The sequence below is a fragment of the Psychrobacter sp. UBA2514 genome, assembly GCF_002341255.1.
GTDB classification, from domain to species: domain Bacteria; phylum Pseudomonadota; class Gammaproteobacteria; order Pseudomonadales; family Moraxellaceae; genus Psychrobacter; species Psychrobacter pacificensis.
This window is the reverse complement of record NZ_DDNS01000018.1, coordinates 55,774-77,757: the sequence shown is the minus strand read 5'-3', so window position 1 is coordinate 77,757 and position 21,984 is coordinate 55,774. Positions and strand designations below refer to the sequence as shown.

General features: G+C 45.3%; 17 protein-coding genes. 8 read left to right on the top strand and 9 right to left on the bottom strand.

What is annotated here, in order from left to right; genetic code table 11:
• The first annotated feature begins 420 nt into the window (after nt 1-420).
• Together putA and B3V51_RS06535 are read left to right on the top strand one after the other, a co-directional pair.
• Nucleotides 421-3,666 (top strand): bifunctional proline dehydrogenase/L-glutamate gamma-semialdehyde dehydrogenase PutA, encoded by a 3,246-nt coding sequence (gene putA, locus B3V51_RS06540; protein ID WP_286708141.1) that lies wholly within the window; start codon nt 421-423, stop codon nt 3,664-3,666.
• 11 nt (nt 3,667-3,677) lie between these two features.
• Complete coding sequence (locus B3V51_RS06535; protein ID WP_286708140.1) at nt 3,678-4,370, top strand: 1-pyrroline-5-carboxylate dehydrogenase; 693 nt, start codon at nt 3,678-3,680, stop codon at nt 4,368-4,370.
• Between the two features lie 189 nt (nt 4,371-4,559).
• Here B3V51_RS06535 and B3V51_RS06530 read toward each other — a convergent pair whose 3' ends face one another.
• Complete coding sequence (locus B3V51_RS06530) at nt 4,560-5,732, bottom strand: cupin domain-containing protein (RefSeq protein WP_286708139.1); 1,173 nt, start codon at nt 5,730-5,732, stop codon at nt 4,560-4,562.
• A 130-nt stretch (nt 5,733-5,862) separates the two neighbouring features.
• Between B3V51_RS06530 and B3V51_RS06525 the strand changes: the two genes are divergently transcribed.
• Nucleotides 5,863-6,048, top strand: a complete 186-nt coding sequence (locus tag B3V51_RS06525; RefSeq protein WP_284719307.1) for an NF038104 family lipoprotein — start codon at nt 5,863-5,865, stop codon at nt 6,046-6,048.
• A 4-nt stretch (nt 6,049-6,052) separates the two neighbouring features.
• Here the strand turns inward: B3V51_RS06525 and B3V51_RS06520 are convergent, their stop codons facing one another.
• The 3 genes from B3V51_RS06520 to mnmA all read right to left on the bottom strand — a co-directional run bounded on the left by B3V51_RS06520 (nt 6,053) and on the right by mnmA (nt 9,440).
• Nucleotides 6,053-6,670 carry a DUF2238 domain-containing protein gene (locus tag B3V51_RS06520; protein ID WP_286708138.1) on the bottom strand — a complete coding sequence of 206 codons (618 nt, stop codon included), beginning with the start codon at nt 6,668-6,670 and terminating at the stop codon, nt 6,053-6,055.
• A gap of 53 nt (nt 6,671-6,723) precedes the next feature.
• On the bottom strand, nt 6,724-8,115 hold the full coding sequence (purB, locus tag B3V51_RS06515) for an adenylosuccinate lyase (protein ID WP_286708137.1): 1,392 nt from the start codon (nt 8,113-8,115) through the stop codon (nt 6,724-6,726).
• A 212-nt stretch (nt 8,116-8,327) separates the two neighbouring features.
• Nucleotides 8,328-9,440, bottom strand: coding sequence for a tRNA 2-thiouridine(34) synthase MnmA (mnmA, locus tag B3V51_RS06510; protein ID WP_414706370.1), 1,113 nt, complete (start codon nt 9,438-9,440; stop codon nt 8,328-8,330).
• Between the two features lie 374 nt (nt 9,441-9,814).
• Here mnmA and ispF point away from each other — a divergent pair, with 374 nt between their 5' ends.
• The 5 genes from ispF (at nt 9,815) to B3V51_RS06485 (ending at nt 14,948) form a co-directional block, all read left to right on the top strand.
• On the top strand, nt 9,815-10,318 hold the full coding sequence (gene ispF, locus B3V51_RS06505; protein ID WP_186474662.1) for a 2-C-methyl-D-erythritol 2,4-cyclodiphosphate synthase: 504 nt from the start codon (nt 9,815-9,817) through the stop codon (nt 10,316-10,318).
• A 117-nt stretch (nt 10,319-10,435) separates the two neighbouring features.
• Nucleotides 10,436-10,786 (top strand): Grx4 family monothiol glutaredoxin, encoded by a 351-nt coding sequence (gene grxD, locus B3V51_RS06500; RefSeq protein ID WP_057759647.1) that lies wholly within the window; start codon nt 10,436-10,438, stop codon nt 10,784-10,786.
• A gap of 266 nt (nt 10,787-11,052) precedes the next feature.
• Complete coding sequence (locus B3V51_RS06495) at nt 11,053-11,592, top strand: hypothetical protein (RefSeq protein ID WP_186474661.1); 540 nt, start codon at nt 11,053-11,055, stop codon at nt 11,590-11,592.
• 260 nt (nt 11,593-11,852) lie between these two features.
• Complete coding sequence (mnmG, locus tag B3V51_RS06490; protein ID WP_186474660.1) at nt 11,853-13,748, top strand: tRNA uridine-5-carboxymethylaminomethyl(34) synthesis enzyme MnmG; 1,896 nt, start codon at nt 11,853-11,855, stop codon at nt 13,746-13,748.
• Nucleotides 13,749-13,988: 240 nt separating this feature from the next.
• Nucleotides 13,989-14,948 (top strand): AEC family transporter, encoded by a 960-nt coding sequence (locus tag B3V51_RS06485; RefSeq protein WP_186474659.1) that lies wholly within the window; start codon nt 13,989-13,991, stop codon nt 14,946-14,948.
• Nucleotides 14,949-15,048: 100 nt separating this feature from the next.
• Here the strand turns inward: B3V51_RS06485 and B3V51_RS06480 are convergent, their stop codons facing one another.
• The 5 genes from B3V51_RS06480 to B3V51_RS06460 form a co-directional block, all read right to left on the bottom strand.
• Nucleotides 15,049-15,219, bottom strand: coding sequence for a hypothetical protein (locus B3V51_RS06480; RefSeq protein WP_186474658.1), 171 nt, complete (start codon nt 15,217-15,219; stop codon nt 15,049-15,051).
• A gap of 30 nt (nt 15,220-15,249) precedes the next feature.
• The gene (locus B3V51_RS06475) at nt 15,250-16,269 is read right to left on the bottom strand and encodes an LLM class flavin-dependent oxidoreductase (RefSeq protein WP_186474657.1); all 1,020 of its coding nucleotides are present in this window, start codon (nt 16,267-16,269) and stop codon (nt 15,250-15,252) included.
• 287 nt (nt 16,270-16,556) lie between these two features.
• Nucleotides 16,557-19,115 carry a membrane-bound PQQ-dependent dehydrogenase, glucose/quinate/shikimate family gene (locus B3V51_RS06470; protein ID WP_286708136.1) on the bottom strand — a complete coding sequence of 853 codons (2,559 nt, stop codon included), beginning with the start codon at nt 19,113-19,115 and terminating at the stop codon, nt 16,557-16,559.
• 202 nt (nt 19,116-19,317) lie between these two features.
• Nucleotides 19,318-20,247 carry a LysR substrate-binding domain-containing protein gene (locus B3V51_RS06465; protein ID WP_286708135.1) on the bottom strand — a complete coding sequence of 310 codons (930 nt, stop codon included), beginning with the start codon at nt 20,245-20,247 and terminating at the stop codon, nt 19,318-19,320.
• Nucleotides 20,248-20,577: 330 nt separating this feature from the next.
• The coding region (locus B3V51_RS06460) for a peroxidase family protein (RefSeq protein WP_349676138.1) at nt 20,578-21,984 on the bottom strand (1,407 nt) is incomplete at its 5' end.

Sequence of the window (21,984 nt, the reverse complement as noted above, 5' to 3'; positions counted from 1 at the left end):
CGAGTTAAGCGCATCACCTCAATCAACGCCGTAGAGGTTTTTCTTACAGTGAATTTGCACATTTAAGATGGTATGTTTGGGCTTGTTTAAGTGATTTTTTATCACTTCATTCAAGCGATATTTGTCCATCACACTCCTTTCACTACTAACAAGAAGAAGGCACTAATGCCGCTTAATTTTTCGTTGTTGCCTTTGTATTGTTAACGTAGCCCGTTTAACAGTGGAACGACCTACTTAACCATCTCCAGCATATGCTGGATTTTCTAGTTTTGTGATGGCGCCGTTTGGTCTTTTGATTATTGCTGTGAATATCCCTCCATAACCTCTATTTTGATAGCGGTTACGAGCAGTTATGCAGGACGATCAGACTTCCTAAAGCACCATTTATTATGGTTTTTAAACGATAGTTATGGAGTTGTTATGAACCCAGTAGACCAGTTTACCCCGCAAGAGCCGATTTTGTTCAATCCTGTTGATATGCTGTCGCCAGAGTATCTTGCCCAGCCAATAGAAGAGTTATATAAGCGTATTTCGCCACTATATAGCGTTGATGAACAGCGTTGGTTGGCTGATTTATTGCCACTTGCCAAGCCTAGCGCAGAGGAGCGTGATGCTGCCGCTGAGCAGACACGCAGGCTGGTTGAGCATGTGCGTAACGATGGCAAAGCCGTCAAGATGGTTGACTCATTATTGCTTGAGTATAGCCTTGATACCCAAGAAGGTATCTTGCTGATGAGCTTGGCAGAAGCGTTGATTCGAGTGCCGGATAATTATACTGCTGATGCATTGATTCATGACAAAATGAGTGTGGCAGATTGGAAAAAGCACATCAAAAATGACAATGGTTTCATGGTCAATGCCTCTACTTGGGGCATGATGATGACAGGCCGTGTCGTCAGTATTGATAGCAGCACTACTGCCTCAGGTTTCTTGGATCGCATGACCAAAAAGATGGGTGAGCCTGTCATTCGGAGTGCCATGCAAAAAGCCATGCGTATCATGGGCCATCAGTTTGTATTGGGTGAAACCATCGAAGACGCCAATAAAAACAGCCAGCCATATCGTAATAAAGGTTATACCTATTCATTCGATATGCTAGGTGAAGCGGCTATCACGCATAGAGATGCTGAAAAATACTTTAATGACTACTTGCATGCGATCAAAGCGACGGCCAACGTCAAAGTCAAAGAAGGTATGCCTAAGCCATCAGTATCTATCAAATTGTCTGCGCTGCATCCTCGCTATGAAGCGACACAAGAAGCTCAGGTCATGGGTCTATTGCGTCAACGCTGCTTGCTCCTTATTGAAGCGGCACGCGAGGTCAATGTTGATCTTAGTATTGATGCCGAAGAAGCGGATCGTCTTGAGATTTCTTTAAAACTGTTTGAGTCTCTATACCGTGATAACTCAACAGCTGGTTGGGATGGCCTAGGTATCGTTGTACAAGGCTACTCAAAACGTGCTATCGCTGTATTGGCTTGGCTTGCTCGTTTGTCTTCTGAAGTAGGCGATCGCATTCCAGTACGTCTGGTAAAAGGCGCTTATTGGGATACTGAGATCAAACTTGCTCAGCAAAAAGGTCTATCAGGCTATCCAGTTTGGACACGCAAAGAAGGTACAGATACCGCATATCTTGCCAGTGCGCGTTTCTTATTATCAGACCATCTGCGCGGTCTTATTTGGCCACAGTTTGCGACGCATAATGCGCACACACTGTCTTCAATCATGACCATGAGCACCCATAAAGAGTTTGAATTCCAGCGTTTGCACGGTATGGGTGATGCACTTTATGACCATATTTTGCAAGCTTATGAGATTCCTGTACGTATCTATGCACCAGTTGGCGCACACAAAGACTTGCTACCATATTTGGTACGTCGTTTGTTAGAGAACGGTGCCAACAGCTCTTTTGTCCATCAGTTATTAGACAAGTCGTATCCGATTGAAAAACTAACTGTGCATCCATATGACAAGCTACTTGCCAACCCAACCTTGCACAACCCAGATATCCCGCTACCACTAGAGATTTATGGTTCGCGCCGTGCAAGTTTTGGCCCTAATATATTTGTAGAGTCACAGTGGTTGCCGTTTAAAGCAGCTATTGATAGCCATCTCAATAAAAAATGGTCAGCGACACCTATCATCAACGGCCAAGCAATTAATGAATATGAAGTAGATGGCGTCACCCATCAGCTTGATGCGCAGCCTGTACTTGCGCCTTGGAATCATGACGTAAGCGCTGGTGAAGTCAAATATGCCAATGCAGAATTGGCTCGTCAAGCGATTGATGTCGCTGTCGCTGGTCAAAGTACGTGGCAGAACGTGACGGTGGCCAAACGTGCAGCAATACTGCGTAAAATCGCTGAGCTATTTGAAGAAAACTACGCTGAGCTAATGGCACTATGCCAAGTCGAAGCTGGCAAGACCATGCAAGACAGCATCGATGAAATCAAAGAAGCCGTTGATTTCTGTCGTTTTTACGCTGATGAAGCAGAGCGCCTAGACGATGTCGTGCATGAGTTTACAGATTTGTCTGGTAAGCCATCTCGTCAAGTTTATAAACCACGTGGCACTTTTGTGTGTATTAGCCCATGGAACTTCCCATTGGCTATCTATACGGGTCAAATCGTGGCGGCACTGGCAGCAGGTAATACGGTAGTCGCTAAGCCTGCTGAACAAACCAGCTTGATTGCTCATTTTGCTGCGCAACTCATGTATCAAGCGGGTGTACCAGCAGAAGCGTTGCAATTGGTGACAGGTGCCGGTGATGTGGGCGGAGCGCTAACGGCTGCTGATAACATAGCAGGTGTGATATTTACTGGCTCAACCCAAACTGCTCAGCGTATCAATCAAAGCTTGAATGATCATGCTCAAGCGAGTGGCGAGCTGCCTGTCTTTATCGCTGAGACGGGCGGTCAGAACGCGATGATTGTTGATTCAACAGCACTGCCAGAGCAAGTCGTTAAAGACGCTGTTCTATCTGCATTTGGTTCAGCAGGTCAGCGTTGCTCAGCTTGCCGTATACTATGTGTACAGGAAGAGATGGCTGATGATTTGATCGAGCTATTGCAAGGCAATATGGCTGAGCTTTCTGTTGGCAACCCGCTATACGCAGCTACAGATGTGGGTCCTGTGATTGATGCTGATGCCCAAAATGGTTTAGAGGCGCATATCGCGCGTATGGATGCTGAGCCAACCGCTACTATCTTGGCTCAAACCCCAATGAGCTCAAGCTCGGTTGTCAGCCAAGAAAACTCTACCTTTGTATTGCCAACCGCAATCGAGGTAAGCAGTATTGATGTGATTGGTGGTGAGCACTTTGGTCCAATCCTGCACGTATTGCGCTATCAAGCACGTGATCTGAATAAGCTCATCGATTCTATCAATAACACAGGCTTTGGTTTGACGATGGGTATTCATAGCCGTATCGAAAAAACTGTTGAGCATATCGAGCGCCGTGCTTTTGTAGGTAACACTTATATCAACCGTAACCAAATCGGTGCGGTCGTAAACGTCCAGCCATTCGGTGGTTGTGGTCTGTCTGGTACCGGTCCTAAAGCTGGTGGTCCGCACTATGTTGCGCGTCTGATGCAGCTTGAATCAGCATCAACAAGCAGCCAAACAAACAGCACTACCCAAACAACCACTCAAACAGAACTCGCATAAGGAGTAGCAACATGGCGACTGAATTCAAAAAAAATCATGCCCAAGTTTGTGAATCTTGGCGACTACTTGGCGCAGTTAACCGCGCAACGTACCTAGAGGCGGCAATTCCAAAGTTGTCTCTATTGACTGGTGATGCCAACAAAGCAAAGCGTTTATTCAATCACCTATTGAGCGCGGCGCCAAGCTTAGATGAGACGCATCGTATGACTGGTGCGACAGGTGAGTCAAACGACTTGTACGTCACTGGTCGTGGTAAGACAATGGTCGTTGGTGGCGAATCAGCCAGAGCAATGGCCGTACTAGGTCAGCTTGTGGCTGCATTATTGACTGGTAATGAAGTCATACTGCATTGCCCAAGCCAAAATGAGATGTGCAATGAAGCCGCTAAAATCCTGTACGATACGGGTATTAGCGAAGATGTATTGAGCGTGGCTAATGACTCGCAAACCATCACGCTTTTATACATTGATCGTCTTGCTCAGGTGGCCGTTTCTGGTAACCACAGCGAAGTACAAGCCATCAGTCAAGAGCTTGCAAAGACAGATGGTATTTTGACGCAAGTCATCAGTGTCACTGATATGGAAGGACTGTCTGAGATGCTAACACCTGATTATCTGCATCGTTTTGTCACTGAGCGTGTTAAGACGATTAACACCACAGCAATCGGTGGTAACGCGAGCTTGCTTGAGCTTGGTACAGAGTAATAGTATTAACGACCAACACGTTTAGTCTTTATAGTGGTTTTAATAAATACTAAGCGGCGTTTGATACATCATTATGAGTATTGAACGAGTAATTGTGTAATATGCATAAGAAAAAACCGCTATCTGAGTAATTATCAGATAGCGGTTTTTTTATTGTGCATTATTCAGCTAAAATTCGATGATTATGTTTTATTCAGTCATATTGACCCATATCCAACCGTTTTCTAACCATTCGCTTAAGTCGTCAGCTGCAACGTCTGCCACATCATCATATCTCAATGATTCACCATCAGCCAAGCGCATTAATACTGCTATTGCTGCATTATCAAGTCCATCGAGACGCTGCCCATTGGCATATAGCGTGATGCCATCACGGGTTTGATTATAGAGCAGACGATTGCTATAGTCCGCTTGCAATAGCGCACCTTCAGACAATGCTTGTACAAGCTCATCGGTGCCCAGTGTTTCCTCTGGCATCAGCGCATCGTATTGGCGCTTACTCACCACCTCAGAGACTGCTTGACGAATCATATCATCACCGCGCTCAGATTGTAGCATCTCTAGCAATTGCGCTTTGATAGCAGCAACACTGTCTGCTTGTAATTCGCCTGATGCTTGTAGCGCTTGCGGCAGTAGCATAGGGATAAATAACTGGCTGTCATTGGTTGCAATATCTGCCACACTGTCGATGATTTGCATCAAGTTTGGACGACGACAGCCAAACGAGAAAGTCAGACAGTCATCTTGTGCCACCCCAAAGTGCGATAATTTAGGCGGTACATAAAGCACATCACCCGCTTCTAGTATCTCATCAAAGATAAGCTCACCCATATCGTCAAACAAGCGAATAGGCTCATCAGCAACAAACTCTGTCTGCTCATCACAGAATTTGCCCAACTGCCAGCGCCGTGAACCATAGCCTTGTGCCAAAAATACATCGTAGTCGTCATAATGCTTACCAACCGATCCTCCTTTAGGGGCATAAGAGACCATGATATCATCACGTTGCCACTGCGGAATAAAGTCAAATGCTTGCCACAACTGACCGAGCTCTGGTGACCATTGCTCTAGGTTTTGCACAAGGACTGTCCACTGCGCTGGCAGGTTGTCAAAATCAGTCTCGCTCAGTGGGCTTTTTTTGAGTTGCCACTGCGCTTGACCTTCTTTTTTACTGGCTGCTTGGGTTAGCAAGCGTGCGCTAGCATCTTCTTCAAGGGCAAGACCCATCATATCATCGGGCTCAAACATATCGATCAGCTGCGGTAAGCCTTGCTTGATAAGCAGTGGTTTTTTCTGCCAGTATTCAGCCAAAAACTGCTCAGGCGTAATAGAGTCGGGTAGACAAAGAGGAATAGAGGTCATGGGCAAATCCATATTTTAAATACGTACAAGATTGATAGTAAGGGATGCTTTATAAGAAGGGATTAATCGTTTATGATGATCACCTATCTGATGGCTATCATCAGAGCAGCCATCGAATCGTAGGAAAGTTATGAAAAAATTACATTTTGTTGTCATTATTGCCAGTGTGTTTTTCTTGCAAGCTTGTGTCCATAAAATCGTCACCGTACCTGCCAAAATCGCCTACAAAACCACTAAAGGTGTGGTCAAAGGCACTGTCGCGGTCGGTAAAGCCATCATACCAGGTGACAGTGATGATGATAAAAAGGACGATTAGTCACTTAATTAGATACCACTTGGTTTTGACGAGTTTCAAATAGCATAATAACTGCCGCAATTAGCCCACCGAGTAATGCTAAAGCCATATCTTTGTGGGCGTCCCATATATCACCCTGCTGACCATTATAAGCTTCGGCAGCTTCTGGAGATAACGTCATTGCAATGCTCCATTCGAGTAATTCGTAGAGCAGACTTGATGACATATTAATCATGAGAGCAAGTGCGATGAGTAGTTTGACAGATTGAACGTTAAAGATAGTCTTTGAGATATCTACCATCGCATTGAACAGTAAAACCCCGTAGCTAAAATGCACAAGACGATCGTACATATTACGCTGCCAGTCAAATAATTCATCCAAACGTAAACCAAACAGCTGATCTATCCAATCATCGTAGGGCACGTATGAGTATAAATAGCGTGCGCCTACGATGTGAATAATTAAAAATAACGCCGCGAGCACATAGGAGCGTGAGCTAACATAGCGATAGCGATAAGCACCTAGCATTAATGCCAAAAAAAGCAGCGTACCTAGCTGATGTAACAGGTAGCTCGACCACTCTAGAGGCTCAATGCTTGCCAGTACCATAACGATGAATACCGCAATTGTACTAGCAAGCACAGACTTATTATCCTGACGCATATTGGACGCAGATCGCCATTAAAGCCTGACAGTTATAGTTTGGCAATCCAATCTTTAATAGCACGTGCTTGCTCAGCGGCATTACCGATATAAGTAGCAGGCGTCAATGCACGTAGGCGTTCTTTATCCACATCGCTAACAGCCGATAGCTCATCGCTTTCAACAAAGGTTAGCATGGCTTCACGAGTCATGGCATTACCGCGAGTCAAGGCTTTTAGTTTTTCATACGGGTTTTCAACACGGTAGCGACGCATGACCGTTTGAATCGGTTCTGCCAACACTTCTTGCGCTTGATTCAAGTCGTCATTTAAACGCTGTGCATTTAGCTCAAGTTTACCTACACCTTTTAGGCACGCATCAAAAGCAATCATGCTCTGTGCTAGGCCAACACCGATATTACGTAATACGGTAGAGTCTGACAAATCACGCTGCATACGTGAAATCGGTAACTTCTCACCCAAATGGGCCAGCATCGCATTGGCAACGCCCAAGTTGCCTTCAGAGTTTTCAAAGTCAATTGGATTAACTTTATGCGGCATGGTAGAAGAGCCAACTTCACCGTCTCTTAGGCGCTGTTTAAAATAGCCTAAGCTGATATATTGCCAAATATCACGGTTAAAATCGATCAAGATGGTATTGAAACGCTTAACAGCATCAAACAACTCAGCGATATAGTCATGTGGTTCAATTTGAGTCGTATAAGGGTTAAAGGTTAACTCTAGACGCTGAGTGATAAATGCTTCAGCATGACTCTGCCAGTCGACGTCAGGATACGCTGAAAAATGCGCATTGTAATTGCCAACGGCGCCGTTGATTTTACCCAATAACTCTACTTGATTGATTTGCTTGATTTGACGAGCAAGGCGGTAGGCCACGTTTGCCATCTCTTTACCCAATGTCGTTGGACTGGCTGTCTGACCATGTGTACGTGATAGCATTGGTTGATCAGCATGAGCAATCGCTAAGTCAACGATGCTATCAGTCACTTGCTGCATTTTGGCAACGACAAGCTTGCGGCTGTCTTTGAGCATCAATGCATACGATAGGTTATTGATATCTTCACTGGTACAGGCAAAGTGAATAAACTCAAGAGAATCAATCAAGGCATCCTGACCTCGGAACTTGTCCTTGATAAAGTACTCAACCGCTTTTACATCATGATTGGTCGTCGCTTCGATGTCTTTGATCGCTTGGGCATCGGCTTCACTAAAATCATCAACGATTGCATTCAAAAAAGCGTTGGTCTGGTCATCAAATGCTGCTAATTCACCAATTGCGCTGTTGTCAGCTAAAGACTGCAACCAGCGAATCTCTACCGTAACGCGGGCTTTGATTAGACCAAATTCAGATAAATAAGGACGTAAGCTGTCAGCCTTTGATGCGTAACGACCATCAATTGGAGAGAGAGCGGTAAGTGGGGTCATGGTTGTGCCTCAGTAGTTATGAAATAAAAAACTGCAAGAGTCTAGATAAAAAATTACCATATAAAAAACGGCGTCGAAATCGTTGCGCGTAATATAGCAGAAATATGATATTAAAAAAGCGGTCTATGCAAATAAAGCGATGTTGACCCTCGTCAAAATAAATCTATTTACTGCATCAACATCTGTGCTTTAAGTTGGGTGTTAGGAAGCAATTAAAATCCACATGGTGCATCGATAGATTCAATCACGCCGCCGCCTAAACATACTTCATCGATATAAAATACCGCTGACTGTCCAGGAGTGACAGCGCGCTGCGGCTCATCAAATACCACTCGAACCTCACTGCCATCAGCATTGGTCGCAAACACGCGGCACGCTTGATCAGGCTGGCGATAGCGAGACTTCTCCATACAGGCTAAGCCTTCGTCGCTAAACACATCCGCAGGTGGTAAACCATCAATCCAATCGAGCTTATAGGCTTTTAGCTCGTTGCTCATTAGCATGGGATGTTCATGCCCTTGACCGACGATTAAACGATTTTTCTCTAAGTCTTTTGCCAATACAAACCACGGCTCCTCGGGACGGTCTTTGACACCGCCAATGCCGATGCCGCCGCGCTGACCCAATGTGTAATACATGAGGCCATCATGAGTATCGATGACTTTATTGTCATCAGTAAGTATCTCGCCTTTTTGGGCAGGCAAGTACTGTTGTAGGAAATCTTTAAAACGGCGCTCACCAATGAAGCAAATACCGGTTGAGTCTTTTTTCTTCGCGGTCACTAAATCATGCTCTTCTGCGATGCGGCGTACTTCAGGTTTTTCTAGCTCACCCACAGGGAACAAGGTCTGCGCGATTTTGTCACCGCCGACCGCATGCAAAAAGTAGCTTTGGTCTTTATTGTTATCAAGGCCGCGCAGTAGCTGGGCAACTTCTGTGCCATCAGCGTTACTATAGTTGACACTGCGGCGCGTATAGTGACCGGTCGCGATATAATCTGCACCAAGCGTCAACGCATAGTCTAAAAACGCCTTAAACTTAATTTCTTTGTTGCACAAAATATCAGGGTTTGGGGTGCGTCCTGCTTTATATTCTGCCAAAAAGTGCTCGAATACGCGATCCCAATATTCCATTGCAAAGTTTGCGGTGTGCAGTTTGATGCCAATTTTGTCACAGACCGCTTGCGCGTCCGCGAGGTCATCCATTGCTGTACAGTATTCGGTGCCGTCATCTTCTTCCCAGTTCTTCATAAACAGCCCTTCAACCTTGAAGCCTGCCTGCTGAAGTAATACGGCTGATACAGAAGAATCGACCCCACCTGACATACCGACGATCACATGCTTGGTGCTAGGATTTTCGACATCAGCAAGTGTTAAAGGGCGATGAGCATTAAAAGACTCAGAAACGGTTGTGCTTGAAGTGTATTGTATGGCTGACATAAAACGGCTCAACTATTTATACGTTATCCAAAATACATGCCGACGCCAAGCGTTATGCAATCACTACAATACGTAGTGTCAGCACAACAACGTCAGCTTGTCTTCTGGATCTGGTATTATGATAAAATAAACGTCATATTATACCAGTTAATTGAAACTGGTGGCGACCGATGGTGTCTGGCTACTCGTAAAACCACTTTGAAAATTCAGATAGTGGTTTTGAATTATTTTAATCACCTTTAACTCATCTTGGAATAATAATGATAAAAATTGGTCAAGGTATCGACGTTCATGCTTTTCATAATAATGGTCAGCAGCAACAATATGTCATTCTAGCGGGCGTGCCGATTGAGCATTCTCATAGTTTGCTCGCACACTCTGATGGGGATGTGGTCTTGCATGCATTGGCTGATGCGCTACTGGGCGCACTTGCACTTGGCGATATTGGGCAGCATTTTCCTGATACCGATGCGGCACATGCTGGATTGGATTCAAGGATTTTGCTGCGTTATGTTTATAGTAAAGTGCAAGAGGCTGGTTATAGTATAGGCAATGCTGATATCACGGTGATGTGTGAACGTCCAAAGCTGGCACCGCACAACAAAGCGATGCGCGCTAATATCGCGAGCGACTTACAAACGGATATTAGCAATATCAGTGTAAAAGCCACCACGACTGAAAAATTGGGATTTACGGGTCGTCAAGAAGGCATCATGGCCAATGCCGTGGTATTATTAGTCCCTAATACTGTTGAACCTACATAGATCGAAATTCGTGCTTGTAATACAGCGGCAGTCGCCCCATGTATCAACCACGTCTTTACACAATTATTTTTATATAAATAATCATTTTAATGAACCGCTTTATCAATAGGAGCTTTTATGAGTGAGCAAACCCCAAACACTGCTGCAAACGACGTTGAACAATTGATCCGTGATCAAATCCGTGACAATAAAGTCATTATCTACATGAAAGGCACACCGCAATTTCCGCAGTGTGGTTTTTCAGCGCGCTCTATCGAAGTGTTGACTCAGATTGGTCGTCCATTTGCGTTTGTAAACATTTTAGAAAACCCAGAAATTCGTGCAACGTTGCCAAAAATTGCGAACTGGCCAACTTTCCCACAATTATGGATTGATGGTGAGTTGATGGGCGGATCAGACATCATCTTGCAAATGTATCAATCAGGCGAGCTAAAGCCATTGGTTGAAGCAAACAGCCCTGCTGCTTAATACTTAAAAGTGTGAATTGGATGTATTTAATGTCCAATTATTCTTTGTAAGATACGAGCACAGCAAACCCAAGTAGTCATTAATGGCTATTTGGGTTTTTTTATTATTGCTATTAGTGTCACTAATACTCTATCTATTCTTGTCCTTACTAGTATTTCCACGCGCCTATGTCATTAGGCTTCGTTGTTTTTAGGGGATTTACCCCCATATATTGTCGAAGATACCAGCGATATAAATAATAATTATCAGATAATTAAGAGAGCTTTATGAATAACCAAACCAGTGAACAGTTAAATGAGCAGAGAGAAGCGGCTGAGCAGGCGGCGATTGAAAAGCGTCGTGAGCGTTTAAAAAACGAATCTACGCGGATCATTGAGATTGCTAACAATGAGTCATACTCAGCACTGAAGTGTATTCATCAGCTTAGTGTGGCGGGCGGTGCAACTGAAGCGACCTATATCGCTATTGAACAGCGCATTGTTGTGGACCAAGATCCAGCAGGTGCTTATCACTTGGCATTGTTGGCTCAAAACACGCCAGATTTGCCAATCGATGCTCGTCAACTTATCGAATTAGTAGTCAACAAGGGTGATAACCATCAGCGCTTGGCCTTGCTCAAAAACTTACCATTACCGCCAGTTGAGCTTATCAAAGCGCAGATTTTAGCGAGTGAGGATGGTGAGGCGATTGGTCAAATGAATGCCTATCTACAGATAAACCCAGAAGGGTATGGTAGCCATCATATGCTGTCTAGCGGTCAATCGGATCAGATCGTACCCTTGAGCCGTGGAAACAGTAATAACTAAGAGATCATTACGAACTCAAAAGCTAACAACCAAAGTGATGCTGGCGTAAGTATCTTTGCGCTTAATTATAATAGTTTTTATCCTAGCGTTTTTTAAGCGTGAAAAAATTGTTATAATGATGGGTTATTCAACCAATTATGAACGATTTATCTGAGTCGTTATCTTTTTTATAAATACGACTGACGTTTATTTGCTGATGGTTTTCTTATTTGAACACAAGATACGTCAATCAGCAGCGTTATGAGTCAAGTGAGGCACACATGCAATACCCAAAACATTACGACGTGATAGTAATCGGCGGTGGTCATGCTGGTACAGAAGCTGCTTTGGCGGCTGCACGTATGGGCGCTCAGACCTTATTGTTGACCCATAATATCGAGACGCTTGGTCAGATGAGCTGTAATCCCGCGATTGGCGGTATCGGTAAATCGCATTTAGTGCGTGAGATTGACGCATTAGGCGGCGCAATGGCGCTAGCAACGGACAAAGCAGGTATCCAGTTTCGTGTACTAAACAGCCGTAAAGGCGCTGCTGTGCGTGCCACACGTGCGCAAGCAGACCGTATCTTGTATAAAGCGGCTATTCGTCATACGTTAGAGAATCAACCAAACCTAGATATATTTCAGCAAGCCGCTGATGATATCTTAGTAGAGAATGGCCGTGCGACAGCTGTTGTGACCTCTACAGGTATTATTTTTAAGACCGAAACAGTCGTATTAACCTCAGGGACTTTCTTGGGCGGCGTCATTCATATTGGTCTAGAAAACTCAAATGGCGGGCGTGCAGGCGATCAGCCTTCTATCAAGCTCGCCGATCGCTTGCGTGAGCTGAAATTGCCAGTAGGTCGCCTAAAAACAGGCACGCCAGCACGTATCGATGCACGTAGCGTTGATTTTAGCGTGATGACGGTACAACCTGGTGATACGCCGCTGCCTGTCATGAGCTATATGGGTGATGTTTCTATGCATCCTGAGCAAGTCAACTGCTATATCACGCATACCAATGCGCGTACTCACGATATCATCCGTGAAAATCTTGATCGCTCGCCGATGTTCTCTGGCAAAATCGAAGGCGTAGGCCCGCGTTATTGTCCATCTATCGAAGATAAAATTCATCGTTTTGCGGACAAAGATAGCCATCAGATCTTTATTGAGCCAGAAGGCTTGACCACGCATGAGCTGTATCCGAATGGTATCTCAACCAGTTTGCCGTTTGATGTGCAGTTAGATTTTATTCATAGCATGAAAGGGCTTGAGAACGCCCATATCACGCGTCCAGGCTATGCAATTGAATATGATTATTTCGATCCACAAAACCTCAAGCCCACGCTTGAGACCAAATCGATTGATCGTCTGTACTTTGCGGGTCAGATCAATGGTACGACTGGCTACGAAGAAGCGGGCGTGCAGGGTTTGCTAGCAGGGACCAATGCCGCATTGGTGACGACCAACAATAGCGAGTTTGACACGTGGACCCCGCGCCGTGATGAAGCGTATCTTGGCGTACTTGTGGATGATTTGATCACCCATGGTACGACCGAGCCTTATCGTATGTTTACGAGCCGTGCAGAGTATCGTTTGCTGCTACGTGAAGACAATGCCGATCAGCGCTTGACAGAGACGGGTCGCAAGCTAGGGCTGGTAGATGATGTGCGCTGGCAAGCATATCAAGAAAAAATGGAGGCGATCTCGACAGAGACGTCACGCCTAAAAGACATGTGGGCCACGCCGACAAATACCTTGGGTCAGAAACTATCTGAGCAGACAGGTGAGGTACTCTCTAAAGAATCGACTGCCTTTGATTTGCTCAAGCGTCCGCAGATACGTTTTGCTGATATCGCGGCTATTACTGACTCAACCGTTGATGCGCAAGTAGGAGAGCAGATTGAGATTTCTGTCAAATATGCCGGCTATATCGATCGTCAGCAAGAAGATATTGATCAAATGAAGCGCTTAGAAAACACGGCGCTACCGCTAGATTTTGATTATAGTGTGGTATCAGGGCTATCAAACGAGATTGTACAAAAACTCACGCAAGTTCGTCCTGCGACGCTAGCTCAAGCTGGACGTGTCAGCGGTGTCACACCTGCGGCCATACAGTTATTGGCGATGACGGTCAAAAAACATAAAAAAGCAAAGGCTGCGCTTGACTCGTAACAGTAGTATGCTAAAGCCTTTTATAACAAAGCATCCATGATATAAAAAGCCCGTAATAATATTTTATTGCGGGCTTTTGTTTATTGAAAAACCACTCTATTATCGAAATAAAGTCTCATTCAAACTTGTCTTACTTGCTGCTTTGTCTCTATACTAGGTCGTAAAATCTGATTATTACTTATTAAATTTTCTTGTTGATGCTCATATCATGATGGGCTTGTCACCGAATTGAGCCTATTTATGATTGATGCTATTGTTTTTGCTATTACTATTGTATTCCCCAACCTTGCTTTGATGTGGTTGGGTTTTTTTATGCAAAGACGTGGCGAGGCGAGCCAAAGTTTCATTGATCAGGCATCCAGCTTTGTTTTTAACTACTGCCTGCCTTGCTTGCTATTCTTTAGCGTGGTCGATAGCGATGTTGATTATGGTCAGCAAGTTAAGCTAATTTTTGTTGGTATTTTGGTGACATTTGTCCTGTTCTTTGGGGCGGAGCTGTATGCTAAACGCTTCGTCAAACGTCCTGCCGACCAAGGCGTGTTCGTACAAGGTATTTTCCGTAGCAACATGGCGATTATTGGCCTTGCAACCGTTGCCAATGCTTATGGTGAGCGTGGTTTAAGTATTGGTGCCGTTTACATGGGCGTAGTCACCATATTGTTTAATATTTTAGCGGTCATTACGTTAAGTCGTGTCTCTAAAAGTGTGGATGATACTTTGATCAGTCGCAGTATTATGATCATCAAAAAGGTATTTACCAACCCACTTATTTTGGCATTGCTATCAGCATTCGCTTATAAGGCATTGCCATTGCCACCGCTTACAGGCGTTATTCATACAACGGGTGATCTATTAGCAGCGGTTGCATTGCCGCTGGCACTAATTTGCGCTGGTGCTAGTATTGATTTGAAATCGATGCTGAGTGCCTCAGGGTTATCTATGCAGGCAAGTATTGGTCGGATTGTGATTGCACCCACCGTCGCCATTGCGATTGGTTTGGCATTTGGTTTATCAGGCGTCCATATGGGCGTGTTATTCTTGATGGTGGCATCACCAGCCGCAGCGGCCAGTTATGTCATGGCAAAAGCGATGGGGGGTAATGACATATTGGCGGCCAATATTTTGGCGTTTACGACGGTGGTTGGTATGTTTGGCATGGCGTTTGGTGCGGCCGCCTTACGTGCGCTTGGTTTGATGTAGCTTATATAGTCAGTGCTTTGTTGGACATAGCGTCAACTGGTCGTTGTAATACTAAAACCCCCCTTTTTTCTATTTTGAAAAAAAGGGGGGGGGTTGAATGTCAATTTATATTGTCTCGGTTACGTTTTTCTTCTCGACGTTGCTTACGCTTAGGACTGGTACGATAGGTCAGATATCCACCGATAGCCATGACTGCAAGAAATGCCAAGATATACATAAATATCGACGAGCCAATCATAAGTGATGCACCGATAACCGCAGTTGCTTCCATGTCAAAAATCCAGTTAAGGTTTGGCAATAATTATGCAAGTGTCTCATTTGATTGTAAAGTAAATAAGTTTAGCTCCGGTGTAAGTTCAAGTGAACGAATACGCGCTGCTTGATTATGTACATTAGCGGTTACAATCAATTCATCTGGTTGATGGGTTGCCAAAAACGCAGCCAATTTTGGTTTGACTGTCTCGACAGAACCAATGAATGAAACTGACAGCGCATTATCTACCATCATTTTTTCTGCTTGGCTCCAGATGCTGTCCATATCGTGCGTAGGTTTTGGCATTTGACCTGTCTCACCACGGCGCAAACGTACAAAGCTCTGCTGTGCTGAGGTAAAGTGATACTGAGCAGTCTCATCGTCGTCAGCCAGTAACAAGTTTGCAGCCAGCATGACATAAGGCTTATCTAAATAGGCAGACGGTTTGAACTGCTCACGATAGGCTTTAATTGCTTGTCCTAGCATTTGCGGTGCAAAATGTGAGGCAAACACATAGGGCAGTCCTAAATGCGCGGCTAAGGTCGCACCAAATAGGGACGAGCCCAATATCCAAATAGGGACGCCTGATCTGGCGCCAGGGAACGCTTGTACAGGGCTGCCATCTGTATCATTGCCCAAGAAGTACATCAGTTCTTGGACGTCTTGTGGAAAACGCTCGGCGTCTTGCATTTGGCGGCGCAGTGCCTGAAACGTCGCCCCATCAGTGCCAGGTGCGCGTCCTAAACCCAAGTCAACACGGTCGCCATAAAGCGCTTGTAAGGTGCCAAACTGTTCAGCGATGACCAGCGGGGCGTGATTAGGTAGCATCACACCGCCTGCCCCAATACGGATACGCTCGGTTTGGCTACCGATGTGCGACAGCAATACTGAGGTTGCTGCACTGGCGATACCCGGCATATTGTGATGCTCAGCCATCCAATAACGGTTTAGACCAGATCTTTCTGCTTGCTGTGCGGTTTCAACCGTTTGGGCGATGCCTTCAGCGATGGTATGGCCTTCAGGTACAGGTGCGAGATCTAAAAAAGATAAAGGGATTTTGTTATTCATAAATTATCCAGTAGAGTGACTAATTATTTTCTCTTGATATGCTTGTCACCATTACCGATTTCAAGCCGTGTGACCAAGCAGTAACAATTCACAACAAAGCGCCATTAGTGGGTAGTAGGTATAGCTAGCAAAAGATAAGGCTGCTGATAAGCTTGCTATCAAACATATCTATATCAAAAGTATTTGTATAACAAAACCAGTCGCACACGCACATAAAAAAAGCAGGCAACCTAAGTTACCTGCTTTTTTAAAATGACATTATGTAAATGGTAAGTTATTCAAATCACTTATTTGGCTTGATTGCCAAGCTTATAAGCGACCACATAATCACCGATCTTCGTACCTACTGAACCATGTCCACCAGCAACCAACACGACCATTTGCTCACCTTTAGAGTTCAAGTAGGTCATAGGTGTAGCCTGACCACCTGCTGGAATACGTACATTCCATAGGACATCGCCATTCTTTAGATCATAAGCACGGAAGTTGTTTTCTGTTGCTGCTGACAAGAATGCGACGCCACCTTTAGTGATGATAGGTCCACCAATACCAGGTACCCCCAATTCAAACTTGATTGGAATAGGAGATAAGTCCTGTACGGTACCGTTTTTGCGCTGATAAGCAATCTCGCCTGTGGCCAGATCAGCACCTGCGATAGTGCCCCATGGTGGCTGCTGGCAAGGTACACCAAGTGGTGATAAGAATGGTCCCATTTCTACCGCATAGTCTGCGCCTTCGTTGGCATTCACACCTTGTTCACCTTTATTGGTCTCAACATCGCCAAGTGTGTCTTTAGGGATGAGTTTTGAGGTAAAGGCAAGGTAAGTTGGCATACCGAACATCACGCCATTTTCAGGATCAACAGCGATTCCGCCCCAGTTAAAGGTACCAAAGTTACCAGGATAGACTAACGTACCGTTGGTTGATGGTGGCGTGTAGCGACCGTCGTAGTTGAGTTTGTTGAACTCAATACGGCACATCATCTGATCGATGAGACTTGCGCCCCACATATCTTTTTCAGTCAGTTTCTCAGGCGCAAAGCTCAGACCAGAGTAAGGCTGTGTAGGCGATGCATGTTCACCAGCAATGAGATAGCCTTGCGGTGCATCACGTTCTTTGATAGGTACAATAGGCTCGCCTGTGGCACGGTTCAAGACATAAACATCGCCTTGTTTGGTCGGTACCACCAATGCAGGCTGGACACCATCAGCGGTATCTAAGTCAAGCAGTGTTGGCTGCGCAGGCGTGTCCATATCCCAAAGGTCATGATGGACAAACTGCTGTACCCAGCGCGCTTCACCAGTTTTCAGATCTAGTGCGACCACAGAGGTTGCATACTTTTCTTCAGCAGCATTACGATAGCTACCGAGCTGATCGGGCGTGCGATTGCCCATTGGGAAGTAGGCCAAGCCAAGCTCTTCATCAGCACTGGCAGTCGACCATGAGTTTGGCGAGCTGGTGCGATAGACTTGAGTTGGATCATTGACATCAAAAGGGGCTGTGTTGTCAGGATCGCCTGAATCCCAGTTCCACATAAGCTCGCCAGTATTCACGTCATAAGCACGGATCACACCAGAGGGTGAGTTTACATCGTAGTTGTCGTTAACAGCACCAGCGACAATAATAACGCCGCCTGCAACCACTGGGGCAGACGTTGAGTAGTAGTAGCCTGCTTGCTGGAACGGCATATTGTGCATCAAATCTAATGCACCATCTTCACCAAAGTCTTGACAGCGTTGTCCTGTTTTTGGATCGAGGGCATATAGCTTGGCATCAGAAGTTGGGATAAAGATCTTGGCATCGCATTGCTTGGAAGGATTTTCAAAGGTATTCCCAGCAATTTTTTGCACCAATGTATCGCCAGTCGCAGCCGGTTTATTAGCCGCTACTACGTTATTATCAGTGGTATCACTGACGGCGCTATTGCTAGCTGTCTCGGTATTAGCATTAGCTGCTGGCGTAGTGCTGTTTGTACCAGCTTGACCAGCGTAATAAGAGACACCGCGGCAAGTTTGATGCTGACGTTGGAGGTTTTCGCCAACCTTAGGATCGAACTTCCATAGAGTCTCACCAGAGTCGGCATCTAATGCTAGCACCCAGTTGTGCGGCGTACACATATAAAGAGCGTTGCCGATCTTTAGTGGGGTTGCTTGATAAGTGGTTTCACCAACGTCATTAGGACCTTTGACATCACCGGTTTGGATTTGCCAAGCGAGTTCTAAATCTTTGACATTATCAGTGTTGATCTGAGCCAGAGGAGAGTAGCGTTGTCCATAATCAGTACGGCCATACGCGCTCCATTCGCCATCTGGTGTTTGCTCACCAGTGGATAATGGGTCGCCAAGGTTGGTAGAAGTGGCATTTTGATCGCCGTCATCTTTGGTAGTTAAATCGAGCTCGCCCAATTTGTCGGTGGCATTATTGGCCATACTACCAAAAGAGAGCAGTGCGCCCACAACCACACTGGCCATTAGTCCCCAATAATAAAGAGGACTTTTCTTAGTGTTGTTTGTGGTTGTTACTTGAGCGTGTTTCCCGTGCATCTTCTTAGAGACCCACGGTAAAAGCATTAATAAACCAAATATTAGTGGGAAACCCAAGCGAGTTGCCAGCGCCCACCAGTAAAATCCAGATTCCCACAGTGCCCAAACCATCGTTATGACGATGAAAAGAGCGTAGAGGCCGTAAGCACTCCAATGTTTTTTGAACAACAAAAAAGCGGTCGCAAGCATCGCTGCGCCAGCAAAAAGATAGTAAGGACTACCGCCTAAAGAGAGCAGATAAGCGCCGCCAATAAGCAAAGGGGCGGCAAAAACTGCCATAATGATCGCTACGAGTTTTTCCATGAGCGGTATCACCTGTTACATAGAAGCAAATGAACATGCAGTGGTCGACACCCAGTACAAATCAATGTCTAGGCGTCCAGCAATACATGCAGAAATAAAAAAGAAATCAAACGTTGAATAACGTTTGAGACTGTATTTTATCACTTATGCATAAGCTCGGTAAAGGTGGCGTAAGGTAGGACAGACGCTCTAGCCGCTTTGTTTAGTTGTCAAATTGTTTCTGACACAGATCCATAAAGGCGCGGCCATACTGGCGAACCTCAGCATCATCACGCACCGCCATCCAACTGGTAAAGCGGCCAAAGTGATCGACCGGTATAGCAGTAAGGTTATGATAATGACTAGGCTCAAATGCCATCTCCGCGATGATCCCAATCCCTAAACCTAACCCGACATACGTACTGATCACGTCAGCGTCGAGAGCCGCTAAAACAATATCAGGCTCTAGCCCTGCATCGCTAAAAGTTTTATCAATAGCGCTGCGACCCGTATAGCCGCCGTGATAAGTGATAATAGGATAGCTGGCAAGCGTGGGCAGATCGATAGTTTCTAGACCGGCAAGCTCATGATCTTTAGGGACGATAATGCGATGGTTCCAATCATAGTAGCGGTGGCAGCGTAGATAGTTATTATGAAGTAGCGATTCGGTAGCGATACCGATGTCCGCCTGTCCGCGAATGACCATCTGCGCGATAGTTTCAGGATCAGCTTGCTGCAGAATCAAATTCACCTTAGGGAAGCGCTCTTTAAAGTCTTTTACCACATGTGGCAAGACATAACGCGCCTGCGTATGCGTGGTGGCAATGGTGAGCGTACCTGTATTAGGATTATTATAATCGAGGCTTAAGTTCTCAATCGTACGTATTTCAGCAAAGATAGCTTCGATATGTGGCAGTAGTGCAGTGCCCATGTCGGTAAGGCCGGTTAAGCGCTTGCCTTGACGGATAAACACATCTGTTTTTAGTTGACTCTCAAGCGCAGCAATGTGCTTGGATAAGCTCGATTGACTGGTATGCAGTACAGTTGCCGCTTGGCTTAAATTATAGCCATTGATGACGGTATGCCATACTGTTTCCAGCTGCTTGAGCTGAATTTGTAAATGTCGCTGGTTGACCACTACATCAATTGCCATTACTGAATCCTATTGTATGACGATACCAACCTTATCTGTATTAAAAAGGTCTGTATATGAAAGTAAAAACGTATAAGTATGCCGTAAAGGGCTAGTGTAAAACAAAGGTTTTATTCTTGTATATAATAAATAGCTATCAATTTATAATAATTATGAATATATGAGTAGGATTTTTAATATTAGTTATAAGTCTCTATTTTATCAAGGCAAAACAACCAAAATAGTACTAGCTATTGTATTAGACACAAACATAAAAACAGCTGCCTTCTAAAAGACAGCTGTTCATCATCTATATACTCATCTATGACCAATCAGTTTGGCGAACCAGACTTATTTGGCGATATCGTAACGATCCGCATTCATGACTTTACTCCAAGCACTGACAAAGTCACGAACGAATTTCTCTAAGTTATCATCCTGCGCATATAGCTCAGCATAAGCACGCAAGATAGAGTTTGAGCCAAATACCAAATCCACACGGCTGGCTTGCCATTTGGTATTACCGGTACTACGCTCACGTATTTCGTAACTATTGACCGTGTTGCTTGACTCGTCACCTGTTTTCACGGGATGCCACGTGTAGTTCATGTCGGTCAAGTTGACAAAGAAGTCATTGGTCAAGACCCCAGCACGGTCAGTGAAGACGCCTTGTTGGCTTTGACCATGGTTGGTATCAAGGACGCGCATACCGCCAATCAATACCACCATCTCAGGCGCGGTCAATCCCATTAGCTGCGTGCGATCGAGCAGCATCTCTTCAGGAGAGACTGCATAGTCTTCTTTGACCCAGTTGCGATAGCCGTCATGCAAAGGCTCCAAGTCTGCAAAAGATTCGGTATCGGTCATTGCCGCTTCTGCATCACCGCGACCTGCGGTAAATGGTACCGTAACCTCTATGCCTGCATCATTCGCTGCCTGCTCAATAGCAGTATTACCAGCAAGCACAATCAAATCGGCCAAGCTCACGTCTTTATCAAAATCAGACTGAATGCGGGTTAACGCCTCAAGCACACGTTGCAGCTGTTCTGGCTCATTTCCTGCCCAGTCCTTTTGAGGGGCTAAGCGGATACGTGCGCCATTTGCGCCGCCGCGATAGTCTGATGCGCGGAATGTACGTGCGCTGTCCCATGCGGTAATGATTAATTCACGGCGGCTCAAATCACTGTCCAATATTTGTGATTTTAGCGCTGCAATATCATCAGCATTCAAGTCTGCATTGCCTGCTGGAATAGGGTCCTGCCAGATAAAGTCTTCGCTCGGTACATCTGCCCCTAAGTAACGAGATTTAGGCCCTAGGTCACGGTGAGTTAGCTTGAACCATGCTTTGGCAAACACCTCATCAAAATACGCTGGGTCGTTATGGAATTTCTCTGAAATCTCACGATAAACAGGATCTTTAATCAGTGCCATGTCAGCATCAGTCATGATCGGATTACGGCGGACACTTGGATCATGAGCGTCTAATGGACGGTCTTCTTCTTTTATGTCAGTCGGCTCCCACTGCCATGCACCTGCTGGACTTTTGGTTAATGCCCAATTGTGGTTCAATAATAATTCAAAATAGCCATGATCCCACTGGGTTGGATTGGTTGTCCACGCGCCCTCAATACCGCTTGAAACAGTATCACCTGCATTGCCATTACCTTTAGGATTGCGCCAGCCTAGACCTTGCTCTTTGACGTCTGCCGCTTCTGGCTCGTCTTCTAGTGTGGTCGCATCGCCATTACCGTGACACTT